This window comes from Vreelandella sp. 2A-K22 (genome assembly GCF_054065485.1).
Genome location: NZ_JBSUGC010000010.1, coordinates 63,522 through 75,128 on the forward strand (window position 1 = coordinate 63,522; position 11,607 = coordinate 75,128).

At 53.8% G+C, this 11,607-nt stretch carries 11 protein-coding genes; 4 read left to right on the top strand and 7 right to left on the bottom strand.

Features of this window, described 5'->3' with window-relative positions:
- Nucleotides 1-40 precede the first annotated feature (40 nt).
- From ACW17M_RS14560 to ACW17M_RS14590, 7 genes are all read right to left on the bottom strand, one after another.
- Nucleotides 41-1,231 carry a multidrug effflux MFS transporter gene (locus tag ACW17M_RS14560; protein ID WP_457547692.1) on the bottom strand — a complete coding sequence of 397 codons (1,191 nt, stop codon included), beginning with the start codon at nt 1,229-1,231 and terminating at the stop codon, nt 41-43.
- A 106-nt stretch (nt 1,232-1,337) separates the two neighbouring features.
- A complete protein-coding gene (gene maiA / locus ACW17M_RS14565) occupies nt 1,338-1,982 on the bottom strand; it encodes a maleylacetoacetate isomerase (RefSeq protein ID WP_457547693.1) in 645 nt (214 codons plus the stop codon).
- A gap of 11 nt (nt 1,983-1,993) precedes the next feature.
- A complete protein-coding gene (locus ACW17M_RS14570) occupies nt 1,994-3,013 on the bottom strand; it encodes a fumarylacetoacetate hydrolase family protein (protein ID WP_457547694.1) in 1,020 nt (339 codons plus the stop codon).
- A gap of 36 nt (nt 3,014-3,049) precedes the next feature.
- Nucleotides 3,050-4,357: a homogentisate 1,2-dioxygenase gene (gene hmgA, locus ACW17M_RS14575; RefSeq protein WP_457547695.1), complete on the bottom strand. Its 1,308-nt coding sequence runs from the start codon at nt 4,355-4,357 to the stop codon at nt 3,050-3,052.
- Between the two features lie 99 nt (nt 4,358-4,456).
- Nucleotides 4,457-4,657, bottom strand: coding sequence for a DUF2783 domain-containing protein (locus ACW17M_RS14580; protein WP_027958349.1), 201 nt, complete (start codon nt 4,655-4,657; stop codon nt 4,457-4,459).
- On the bottom strand, nt 4,644-6,374 hold the full coding sequence (locus ACW17M_RS14585) for an FAD-dependent oxidoreductase (RefSeq protein WP_233974943.1): 1,731 nt from the start codon (nt 6,372-6,374) through the stop codon (nt 4,644-4,646). Before ACW17M_RS14585 ends, ACW17M_RS14580 begins: the two co-directional genes overlap by 14 nt.
- Nucleotides 6,375-6,449: 75 nt before the next feature.
- Nucleotides 6,450-7,418, bottom strand: coding sequence for an MBL fold metallo-hydrolase (locus tag ACW17M_RS14590; RefSeq protein WP_022521434.1), 969 nt, complete (start codon nt 7,416-7,418; stop codon nt 6,450-6,452).
- Between the two features lie 333 nt (nt 7,419-7,751).
- Here ACW17M_RS14590 and ACW17M_RS14595 point away from each other — a divergent pair, with 333 nt between their 5' ends.
- The 4 genes from ACW17M_RS14595 (at nt 7,752) to ACW17M_RS14610 (ending at nt 11,578) form a co-directional block, all read left to right on the top strand.
- The gene (locus tag ACW17M_RS14595; protein ID WP_022521435.1) at nt 7,752-8,240 is read left to right on the top strand and encodes a MarR family winged helix-turn-helix transcriptional regulator; all 489 of its coding nucleotides are present in this window, start codon (nt 7,752-7,754) and stop codon (nt 8,238-8,240) included.
- 430 nt (nt 8,241-8,670) lie between these two features.
- Nucleotides 8,671-9,720 carry a TRAP transporter substrate-binding protein gene (locus tag ACW17M_RS14600; protein ID WP_233974944.1) on the top strand — a complete coding sequence of 350 codons (1,050 nt, stop codon included), beginning with the start codon at nt 8,671-8,673 and terminating at the stop codon, nt 9,718-9,720.
- A gap of 27 nt (nt 9,721-9,747) precedes the next feature.
- Nucleotides 9,748-10,290, top strand: a complete 543-nt coding sequence (locus tag ACW17M_RS14605) for a TRAP transporter small permease (RefSeq protein ID WP_022521436.1) — start codon at nt 9,748-9,750, stop codon at nt 10,288-10,290.
- Nucleotides 10,283-11,578 carry a TRAP transporter large permease gene (locus tag ACW17M_RS14610; protein ID WP_457547696.1) on the top strand — a complete coding sequence of 432 codons (1,296 nt, stop codon included), beginning with the start codon at nt 10,283-10,285 and terminating at the stop codon, nt 11,576-11,578. The genes ACW17M_RS14605 and ACW17M_RS14610 overlap by 8 nt, the downstream gene beginning before the upstream one ends.
- Nucleotides 11,579-11,607 lie beyond the last annotated feature (29 nt).

Sequence of the window (11,607 nt, forward strand, 5' to 3'; positions counted from 1 at the left end):
TAATGCGTGGCCTTTTGCTATGCATCTATACAACGACCCACTAAGCCTCTTTTCGGCGGCGTACCAGCAGCCAGTGGCTTAGCAAGGCGAGTAGCCCCATCAGCCCGATCGTCAAGGCCATGGTGCGCGAGCTGCCGTCGTGGAATTGCCCGACTAATCCACCTACCACAGCGGCAATTGTCATTTGCAGAAAACCAAACAAGGAAGATGCCGCGCCTGCACATTGAGGGTTGGGCGCCAGTGCACCGGCCATTGTTTGTGGCATCAAAATGCCCACCCCCAGCATAAACACTATATGGGGGCCCACCACCGCCCAGGGGTGATGGACGCCAACGGCAGCCAAGCCCGCCATGACGAGGCCCCCAGTTGCGCAGATTACGGTGCCCAGGGTAATGAGGCGATCACGACCCAAGCGGTGGCTATATCGGCCGCTGACCAGCGTCCCGACGAAGAAGCCCGCGACAATCAGCGTGAACAGCACGCCATAAAGGGTAGGGGCGACGCCCATGTACTCGATGAGCACAAAAGATGAGCCAGAAAGGTACGCGAATAACCCGGAGAACGCGGCAGCATTCACCAAGGTGTAGCCAATAAAGGCACGCTGAGTCAGTAGTAAGCGAAAGTTAGCCAGTACGGATTTCGGGTGGATCGATTGCCGCCGCTCCTTCGCCAACGGCTCGGGCAGCATAAGTATCAGCACCGCCAGCATCACTGCCGCGTAGAGCACCAGCACCACGAACACCGATTCCCAGCCAAAAAACAGCAGTAACCCCGCGCCTACCACAGGGGCCAGAGCAGGGGCGAGCGCCATGGTACTTGCCATATAGGCGAGGATACGTCCGGCCTCGATGGGGCCATGAATATCACGTACCGCTGCCCGTGCTAATACCGGTCCAGCAGCACCGCCGAAGGCCTGCAAAAAGCGGCCTGCCAGTAACCACTCGACGCTAGGCGCCCAGGCACACAGTAGGCTCGCAGCGAGAAACAGCGATAACCCTGCGATCATCACCGGGCGGCGGCCAAAGCGATCAGAGATTGGCCCGCACAATAGTTGGGCCAGAGCGAATCCAGCCATATAGAGGCTAAGGGTCAGCTGTATTCGGTCTGGGCCAGTATTCAGCGCTTCTGCCATGGCGGGCATGGCTGGCAAGTACATATCCGTCGCCAGCGGGCCGAGCGCAGTCACTGCAGCCAGGGCCACGACGGTGGCGGTAGAGGGCAGCTTTAGCACCCCTTAACTCCTTATGGTTGGACGTGATGCCCCTTCGGACACGAGGCGGGCGCCTTCCCGAATGGAAAGACGCCCGCTTATGTTAGCCTGCTTAGTATAGCTTGACTTAGCTGGCGTCAGGCTGCACCTCTGGTGCTGCCTTTTCGAAGGCTGGCAGTGAACGACAATTGGCAGCGATACGCTGAATCGTCGGATAGGCTGACAAATCACACTCGAAACGTTCCGCGTTGTACACCTGGGGAATCAGGCATATATCCGCAAGCGTAGGGGTATCGCCATGGCAAAAATCTCCACTGCTGGGGGCATTGGAGAGCGTTGCTTCCAGGGCGGTGAAACCTTCGGCAATCCAGTGGTGGTACCAGGCTAGCTTAGCCGCTTCATCCGCTCCCATTTCTCTCACTAGATACTTGAGTATCCTCAGGTTGTTGAGTGGGTGAATCTCGCAGGCCACCGACTGAGCGAGCGCACGAACCCGCGCCCGCTCTAACGCGTTAACCGGCAGCAGGGCGGGCTCTGGGTGTACCTCATCGAGATACTCACAGATCGCCAGTGACTGGTTAACCACCGAGCTATCGTCCAACACCAGGCTAGGCACCAGCCCCTGAGGGTTACGCGCCAGATGTTCTCCACCTCGTTGCTCGCCTTTCACCAGATTGACCGGGATCTGGTCGTAATCCAGTCCCTTAAGGTTTAAGGCAATACGCACCCGGTAAGCAGCCGACGAGCGAAAATAGCCGTAAAGCGTCGTCATGTTGCCTTCCTTTATTTGGGCTGGTACTGCACTACTTGCTGATCGATCGTACCAAATATGTTGTTGCCATCGCGGTCAAACATCTCGATACGAACCCGGTCGCCAAAGCGCATAAAGGGAGTTTTTACCTGACCGTACAGTATCTGCTCCACCATACGCACTTCGGCCAAACAGCTATAGCCTACGCCGCCGTCAGCTACTGGCTTTCCAGGGCCGCCATTGGGGTCTGGGTTGGAAACAGTGCCTGAGCCAATGACGGCACCTGCGCCGAGATAACGGGTCTTCGCCGCATGGGCCACCAGCTGTGGGAAGTTAAAAATCATATCTGGCCCGGCTTCTGGCTCGCCAAACTTCTCGCCATTCAAGTGCACCGTAAGCGGCAGGTGCACCTTACCGTCCTGCCAGGCATCGCCCAGCTCATCGGGGGTCACCGCAATGGGCGAGAACGAAGAGGCGGGCTTGGCTTGGAAAAAGCCGAAGCCCTTTGCGAGCTCGCCGGGAATCAGACCACGCAGACTCACGTCGTTGACCAGCATCACAAGCTTAATGTGCTTAATAGCTTCCTCGGGGGATACTGCCATCGGCACGTCACCCGTAATGACCGCGATTTCACCTTCAAAGTCGATGCCATGCTCTTCGCTCACCGCCTCGATATCGTCGGTGGGTGCCAAGAAGCAGTCGCTACCGCCCTGATACATGAGCGGGTCTGTCCAGAAGGTTTCAGGCATCTCGGCATTGCGCGCCTGGCGTACCAGCTGTACATGGTTCAGATAGGCGGAGCCGTCAGCCCACTGATAGGCACGCGGTAAAGGGGAGTGCAGCGCACTCTGATCAAGCTTAAACGCGTTTTCAGCACCACCTTTATTAAGCTGAGCATAGCGCTCTTCAAGCTGAGGGCTAACCGCTTCCCAGTTCTCGAGGGCAGCCTGAAGTGTGGGAGCAATATCAACGGCGCTCACAGCGCGGGAGAGGTCACGCGAGACGATGATGAGTTCTCCGTCGCGGCCCTGCTTAAGTGTTGCCAGTTTCATAGTGATTCAATCCTTGTCGTCAGGGTGGTATAGGGTTCAGGGCTGGCTTGGGTTGAAGTGGGAGCGCAGCGTCGACCAAACATCCACATAGTCACGTTGACGGAAATCAGCATTCAGAGCCGCAGGGGTTGGGTGAAAGAAGTAGCGGCTCTCAAACATGAAGGCCAGTGTATCGCCTATGAAGTGGGGCTTAAGCTCAGCGTTGGAGGCTTTTTCAAATGTCTCAGCATCGGGGCCGTGGGGCGACATTGAGTTATGTAGGCTGGCGCCACCAGGTGTGAAGCCTTCAGCTTTAGCATCGTACTCGCCATGAATAAGCCCCATAAACTCGCTCATTAGATTGCGATGGAACCAGGGTGGCCTAAAGGTGTTCTCGGCAACCATCCAGCGCGGTGGGAAAATGACAAAATCAAGATTCGCCATTCCCGGCGTATCGGAGGGGGACGACAAGACGGTGAAGATTGACGGATCCGGATGATCGAAGCTAACCGTATTGATGGTATTAAAATTAGCCAGATTATATTTATAAGGCGCGCAGTTGCCGTGCCACGCCACCACATCTAACGGCGAGTGGTTTAGTTTTGTCTCCCAGAAACGACCAGAGAACTTAGCCACTAAGCGGTAGTCGCCCTCCAGGTCTTCGTAGGCGGCCACAGGACTTTGGAAGTCACGTGGGTTGGCTAAACCGTTAGACCCGATGGGGCCGAGGCCTGGTAGCTCTAAGGGACTACCGTAGTTCTCGCAAATATATCCCCGCACAGCATCAACGCCCTGAGCTCTGCGTACTTGGAATTTTACACCGCGTGGAATAACGGCAATTTCACCATTATCGATCTCGATGTCACCAAACTCGGTACGTAGACGAATGGCGCCCAGTTGCGGAACAAACAGCAGCTCTCCGTCAGCGTTGTAGAAAAACCGCTCGGTCATGTCTTCATTAAAGGTGTAGACATGCACGCCTACGCCAGCCTGGGTACCCGCATCGCCGTTGACGGCAATGGTAAATAAGCCGTCGATAAAATCAGTCGGCTCACTCGGTAGAGAAACGGGATCCCAGCGCATCTGGTTAGGATCCGCCGCTGGCTTGTCTAACGGGGCCGTGTGTACGTTGTTATTTTCTAGTGGCTGGTAAGCGCTCTGAACGACAGAAGGGCGAATGCGGTAAAGCCAACTGCGAAAGTTTTGATGACGTGGCGCTGTGAATGCGGAACCGGTTAGTTGTTCAGCGTACAAGCCATAAGCACAGCGTTGAGGTGAGTTTTGCCCAATCGGCAGTGCACCCGGCAGCGCTTCGGTTGAAAAGTGATTATGAAATCCATTTTGATATTTCAATTGTTCATTCATTGTTAAGACCTGCTTTATTGGAACGTTATTTTGATAAAGCTATATTTTGATAAAGCTATATTTTGATAAAACTGTATGTTGATAAACCAAGGGGCGCGGCTATTGATCGCCATCACCAACCGCATGGGAAATCGCTTCTTCAAGCACGGTTTGATCGCCGATGTGATTAGCAAGTAAGAGAATCAGGCGTGCATTGATGCGCTCGCTCTCTGTTTCGCTGCGGTCGCGATGTAGCGCCGTGAGCGCAGCGTAAAAGGCGTCTGGATCAGTGAAGTTCGAATTCAGCTCAAGCCTTGGCATGGCAGCTTTCCTGGAAGGTAGTGTCAGCGGCACCCGCAAGATAAACGCCCAGCGCGCGGTCTAATGCGTCGTCAACCTTGCGGGCAGTGATGGAGTGCCAGCGAGCAGCAATATGCTGATCAGGGCGAATAAGGTACCCGCCACCTGATTTCAGGCCGTATCGTTGCGCCACTAGCCCCTTTGCATCGTCCACGACGGTCGTGCGCGGCAAAGCACTAAGCTCATCCGGTGCTGGGCCAACGACCACCAGGCTTAAATCAGTGCGACGGCCTAACAGCTCTTTCAACGGCGCGGCAAGCGTGTCGGTGTGTCCATCCTCAAAGCGGCCGTCGAGTAACAACACAAAGCCATCGCCAAATTGATTGAGTAGCCAGGTGTTCTCTTCTCTCAATCGAATGGGAGCGTCCTTGGCCGGGCTGCCGGGGCGCAGTTCTCTCGGGCCACCATTAACATCGGGTGTATTGAGCGGTGAGGTGTCATAGCGGCAGGGCATGGAAAGGCGACCGCTGTTGACCAGGCTACGTGCGAAGGCATGTTTCTCAGCCAGCTCCAGCGTCACATCTCGGAACACTTGGCTGATATGGCTCTTCGGGGTAATAAAATCAGTGGCGCGGGTCGAGTTAAGGATGTTCTCTGCCGCGCCATGCTGGCGCTCAGTGTTGTAGGTGGACAAAAGCGTTTTTGGCGCCTGCTGTTTGAGAACGCGGGCTAGTTTCCACACTAAATTATCCACACCCTGTAGGGCACCATTGGCGCCCCTGGCGCCAAAGGGGGATACCTGATGAGCCGCGTCACCTATGAATATCACGCTATGGTGAATGAAATTATCCATCTTACGGCAGCGGAAGGTGTAGACACTGGCCCACTCAAGCTCGAACTCCACGTCTTGGCCAAGCATTGCCTGAACTCGTGGGCGAATGTTCTCTTCTTTCTTTTCTTCTTCCGGGTCAGCATCACATCCTAATTGAAAGTCGATACGCCACACATTGTCCGGTTCTTTGTGCAGCAGGACTGACTGATTGGGATGAAAGGGCGGGTCAAACCAAAACCAGCGTTCTGTAGGGAAGTCGGCCTTCATCACCACATCAGCAATCAGGAATCTGTCCTGAAATACTTGGCCTTTGCACTCAAGGCCCAGTATGTCTCGGATTCGGCTGTTAGCTCCATCCGAGACGAGGAGGTAGTCACAAGTCAGCTGGTAATCACCGTCTTGGGTAGAGACCTTGATGGCGGAGCACTCAGGCTGAGCATCGACATCAATGACCTTATGTTTCCAACGAAGGTCAATTTGCTCTGGAAAGTCGTGAGTGCGGTTGACCAGAAACTCTTCAAAGTAATACTGCTGTAAGTTAATAAAGGCGGACATACGGTGGCCGTCTTCTGGCAGCAGGTTGAAGTCATAGACCTCGCGATCCTGGAAGAAGACGCGACCGTGCTGCCAGGTGACGCCTTTTGCAAGCATCGGCTCGACGCAACCCAGGCGGTCTACAATTTCCAGCGAACGTTTAGCAAAACACAGGGCCCGCGACCCCACGCTAACGGTGTTGTTATCGTCCAGAAGAATCGAATTAACGCCTTGGTGAGCCAAGTCGATGGCGGCGGCGAGGCCGCTAGGTCCCGCTCCGACAATCACTACCGGATAGTGGCGAACTTCTTGAATATCGAGTTCAGGCGGGCGCCGATAAGGATAGACAGGATTTTTATAGGTTGTTGGCATCTATTTGCTTCCGTTCAGCGTCGGGTGCGTGACACCCGACTGCTGGGCATGATCAGTGGGTGTCACTGGTGGCACTTACTGATTTTCGACGGCGTCCTGTAGCGAGTGCCACATAGCGGTATCGCGTTCTGCCGTCCAGATGCGGGGATCCGGGTACTCGCCGCCTGCTTCGTCGTAGCAGCGAGTGATATCGAAAGGCACACAGTGATCGAAGATGACCCAGTGACCATACTTCAGCTTAAGTACCGCGTAGGTCTCGGCGTAACACTCGGAGAGAGACTTGCCCGCCGCCTTGCCCGCTTTAACACTTCCATACATATCATTTAGGAAGTCGCGAGTGCCCTGAATGGCTTCCTGGCACTGTTCGGCAGTTTGCAGTGCATCACCGCGGCCGGGCACCAGCTTTTGGGGCTGCATGGATTGCAGGCGATCAAGCGTGGCAGGCCAGTCCTCGTGGTAAGCGTCACCGGTGTAAGGGGTGGCGCCATACTCAACGAGGTCACCGGAAAACATTACTTTTTCCTTCGGCAGCCAGACGACGGTATCGCCCTTGGTATGTCCGCGGCCAAGGTGGATGATCTGTACCTCACGCTCACCCATGTAAACCGTCAGCTTCTCTTGAAAAACTATGTTTGGCCAGGTTAAGCCAGGCACAGAGTCCACACCCTTGAACAGGCGAGGGAAACGACCGACTTCTGACTCATAGTCTTGCTGACCACGCTCGTTGATCAGGTCATAAGTGTTCTGGCTAGCGTAGATATTCTCTGCATCGTACGCGGAAGCGCCGAGAACACGCACGGCATGGTAATGGGTCATTACCACATGCTTAATCGGTAGGTCAGTCACTTCGCGGATACGGCGGATGACATCCTGAGCCATGACGGGCGTTGCCTGGGTGTCGATAACCATCACGCTGTCATCGCCAATCACGATGCCCGTATTGGGGTCACCTTCAGCAGTGTAAGCATAGAGCCCTTCTGCCAGCTTGGTGAAGCTGATCTTCTTCTCTTCGGTATCGGCATGGGACGCGAATTTCTTGCTCATGATATCTCCGGTGCTATCAGGGTGATTCAGGTATTCATTGAATTGTTGTGTGCTTGAAGGATAGTTTCTAATGAAACTAAATGTCCAATGTTTCATGGACGAATCACCCTGTCTTTTGCATCGTATTGACGATAATTCTTAATAAATCAGGTGATTATTGCAAATTAATACTTAAGTATAATAAATAAAATCGTGAAATTAGTTGCAAGGGAGAGTGTCTGTCGGCACTGTTCCACCTTATGATAGGTGCATTGCTGGAGCCTACATTCCCAGCTATCGTGCGGATTTTGGTCATCACCACTTCTGATAAACGGTGGCTTTAGGAGAAACAAAATGACGATGGATAAAGCAGACGGCGATGTGTCACTGGAATCTTCAGCCAGGGTAGAGCTGGATCTCAACCAATTTTTACCCTATCAGCTTAACCGTTTAGCTGACCGAATCAGCCAGGCGTTAGAGAAGCTTTATGCCGAGTCTTATGAACTCAATATTGCCCAGTGGCGTGTGCTTGCCTGGCTTAGCCACTGTGATGATTTAACCGCTAAGAAGGTCTGCGCTTACACCAATATGGATAAGGCTCGCGTGTCTCGCGCTATTCAGTCACTGGAAGACCGTGGACTGATAAGCCGCACGCCCTCACAGCAGGATCAGCGACTACATGACTTGCAACTGACGGACGCCGGACAAGCGCTACTCAATAAGTTAGTGCCCGAAGCCCAGGCGTGGGAGGCCGGCCTGGTGTCGACCCTGAGCGTTGGTGAATATCGTGATCTGCTTAATACAATGCGCAAGCTTGAACGGCAACTGGAGAGAATTGGCTAGAGGCTTGATGCTGGGAAGTCGAGCCCAGGTGACAAATCGCATTTTTGCCGGTGGTGTGTCGTTAGTGTATTGATAGATAAGATTTGTGTAACAAAAGAATGGGCGAAAAATAGCCCCATATAGCCATTGATAGTCACTCGAAGAAACAATGCTTTTGGTGTAAGTGGTTGTAGTTTAAGTTAATAATGTAAATTAATACTTAAGTATTAGAATCTATTAGTTGATGGATCGTTGCATGATCCACGTATCTAAAGGCATTGTGATAAATAACGTGATTCGTATAATTTCTATATTTTAATAATAAAGTATCACGTTAGGCGCAATGAGTGATTAACTAGCAATCTCACCCACCGCACGCATGGCTTATCAACATCATTCAACAAAAACGATGAGCGCTTTACCCAGTTCGTGACGACCAGAGGAAAGAGAAGTGAATAAAACAACAAACCTGATGATCGGCGCTATTGCCGCCGCAACGCTGAGCACCTCCGCCTTTGCACAAACGACAATCACCGTGAGTACCTGGGCTGGTCCCAATCACGGCATCAACACCATGGTATGGCCAACGTGGAAAGCGTGGATTGAAGAAGCCACTGACGGGCGCGTGACCGTTGACGTTGTGCACGACCTCGGACCTCCCGCCTCCCAGATGGAGATGGTCGCCGACGGCATTGCTGATGCTACTTGGGTATTCCATGGCTATAACGCAGGGCGTTTTCTGGCCACTCAGTTACCCGAATTTCCTACCTTTGAAGACTTCTCCTCGGAGAACGCCTCTGCTGCTTATTGGCATACGCATCAGGAGCATTTAGCCCAAGCTGATGAACATCGCGGCGTTGATGTGGTGGCTGCGGGGGTACATGGCCCGGGTTGGATCTTTAGTCGTGAGCAGTACCAAACTCTTGCTGATTTAGAGAACGAGCGCATTCGCGTCGGCGGCGGGGTCATGGGAGATCTCTCTAATGCCCTGAACCTGACCGGCGTGGCTCTACCGCCAACCGGGGTCTATGAAGCTGGCTCTCAGGGCGTTATTGATGGCGCTATGCTGGTGCCGGAAGGCCTTAGAAGCTTTCGGGTAGCCGAGGTATTTCCCTATACCTTGACGGTGGATGGGGGCTTTTATCGAGGCAGCTTCACCATTGTAGTGAATCCGAGTATCTGGGATGAGATGTCTGCAGAAGATCGTGCCGCTGTGGAAGACGTCTCGGGTGAGCGGTTATCGCGACTGTTTGGCTACATGATGGATGTATCCGATGAGCGGGGCGTCGAGTTCGCCGAAGAGCAGGGTCATACCTTTACAGCCCTTGGCGACGAAGATCTAGAGACGCTGCGCGGTATCAGTAATGACCTGGTTGACACCTGGTCCGAGAACGTAAGTGAACGGGGTGTCGATGCGCAGGCTGCGCTCGATTACTTCCACCAACAGCTTGAAGAAGCTGCTACACAAGAGAGCGTGGCATCCTTAGTGCCACAATCATAATTACCCTTCGCCAAGTGGAGGGCGACTATGCAGATCCTGACGTCTCGCTGGTCAAATGTCGGTAGGGTCATGCAGCTGGCGCTGGAGGGGGTGGCGGGTGCCACCCTCTTTGCCTTGATGCTGCTGACGACTGCTGATGTAGTAGGCCGTTATTTCTTTAATTTACCTATCCTTGGAACCGTCGAGTTGACCCAGCAGATGCTGGCTGCTGTGGTGTTCTTGTCACTGCCAGTAGCATGCTGGCGTGAAGAGCACGTTAGCGTGGATCTCTTGGATGCCATATTCCCTGTGCGCTGGATATGGCTGCGCCAGATGATCGTCAACTTAATTATCGCCGTGGCTTTATGGGTGATCGCTACACGGGTTTGGGCACTGGGCGTGCGTGCTTTCGAGTGGGGCGATGTCACTGAGTTTCTACGCATTCCCGATGGTTACCTTATTTACCTGATTGCCATCATGCTGTTTCTTTCCGCTCTACTCACCCTCGGTCGAGCGGTGAGCTACCTCCTAGAAGGCGTGGGTGTGATTAAGTGCGGTGGCCCAGTCAGCCAGGGAGATAAGCATGATTGAAGCACTTTATGGGTTTGCAGCGTTGTTGATATTGGTATTCCTGCGCATGCCTCTGGCTTTTGCCATGGGGATCGTGGGTTTTGTGGGCTTCTACTACCTGACCGGTAACTGGAACGCGGCTGAAGCCATGGCGTCGCGCCGGGTGGTCGACACCGCTAGGGACTACGGTCTATCGGTGATACCACTGTTTATCTTGATGGGTAATTTGGTGTCCCATGCTGGGCTCTCTGATGCGCTATTCCGGGCCTCCAATGGTTTTCTTGGACACCGTAAGGGCGGTCAGGCGATGGCCACCATCGTGGCTTGTGGTGGTTTTAGTGCTATTTGTGGGTCGAGTCTTGCGACCTGCGCCACTATGGGGCGTGTTGCCATGCCCCAGATGCGCAAGTACGGCTACAAGGACTCGCTGGCGGCAGCCTCCATTGCAGCGGGCGGAACCCTTGGGATACTGATTCCTCCCAGCGTGATGCTGGTGATCTACGGCATCATTACTGAGACCAGTATCCGTGAACTGTTTGCAGCGGGCTTTATTCCCGGCATGCTGGGCATTGTGATGTATCTCGGCGCGGTTAAGTGGGTTCTGTGGCGTGATCCCAGCGCTGGGCCAGCGGCCGAAAAAGCACCCTGGAACGAGCGCCTTGCGGCCCTAAAAAATGTGGGGAGTACCCTGGCGCTGTTCGTATTGGTTATCGGCGGCATCTATTTGGGTATATTCACCCCAACCGAAGCGGCGGGTATTGGCGCAATGGGCGCCTTTGTGATTGCGCTGCTCAAGCGTGCTTTGACGCCGACTATACTCATGAATGTCCTGATGGACACTGTGCGAACAACAGCGATGCTGTTTGCGGTGGTGTTGACGGCGCTAATCTTTGCTAATTTCATTAACCGCGCGGGGCTTCCCAATGACCTCCTGGCGTTGGTCACCGGGCTGAACGTGGCCCCCTTCGTGGTTATTCTCGTCATCTTGGCCATTTACGTACTGCTAGGCTGTGTATTCGAAAGCATGTCCATGATGCTGCTGACCGTGCCAGTCTTCTTCCCGGTCGTGGCGGGGCTTGGCTATGATTTGGTGTGGTTCGGTATTCTGGTGGTTATCGTCATTGAGATCAGTTTGATAACGCCTCCTGTCGGTATGAACGTGTTCGTACTGCGTGCCGTATTACCGGACGTATCGACAGGCACTATCTTCCGCGGCGTCACCCCTTTCTGGGTCGCCGGTACCATACGCGCACTACTGGTGCTTATATTCCCAGCGATCGTTCTTTTCCTGCCGCAGTTACTGTATTAAAACTACACTATTAATACGGTTCTATTAAC

Bases quoted from the DNA above. Each gene is read 5' to 3' on its own strand.
- maiA (WP_457547693.1), bottom strand. From the start codon at position 1,982: ATGACGACGCTTTACGGCTATTTTCGCTCGTCGGCTGCTTACCGGGTG.
- ACW17M_RS14570 (WP_457547694.1), bottom strand. From the start codon at position 3,013: ATGAAACTGGCAACACTTAAGCAGGGCCGCGACGGAGAACTCATCATC.
- hmgA (WP_457547695.1), bottom strand. From the start codon at position 4,357: ATGAATGAACAATTGAAATATCAAAATGGATTTCATAATCACTTTTCA.
- ACW17M_RS14580 (WP_027958349.1), bottom strand. From the start codon at position 4,657: ATGCCAAGGCTTGAGCTGAATTCGAACTTCACTGATCCAGACGCCTTT.
- ACW17M_RS14585 (WP_233974943.1), bottom strand. From the start codon at position 6,374: ATGCCAACAACCTATAAAAATCCTGTCTATCCTTATCGGCGCCCGCCT.
- ACW17M_RS14590 (WP_022521434.1), bottom strand. From the start codon at position 7,418: ATGAGCAAGAAATTCGCGTCCCATGCCGATACCGAAGAGAAGAAGATC.
- ACW17M_RS14595 (WP_022521435.1), top strand. From the start codon at position 7,752: ATGACGATGGATAAAGCAGACGGCGATGTGTCACTGGAATCTTCAGCC.
- ACW17M_RS14605 (WP_022521436.1), top strand. From the start codon at position 9,748: ATGCAGATCCTGACGTCTCGCTGGTCAAATGTCGGTAGGGTCATGCAG.
- ACW17M_RS14610 (WP_457547696.1), top strand. From the start codon at position 10,283: ATGATTGAAGCACTTTATGGGTTTGCAGCGTTGTTGATATTGGTATTC.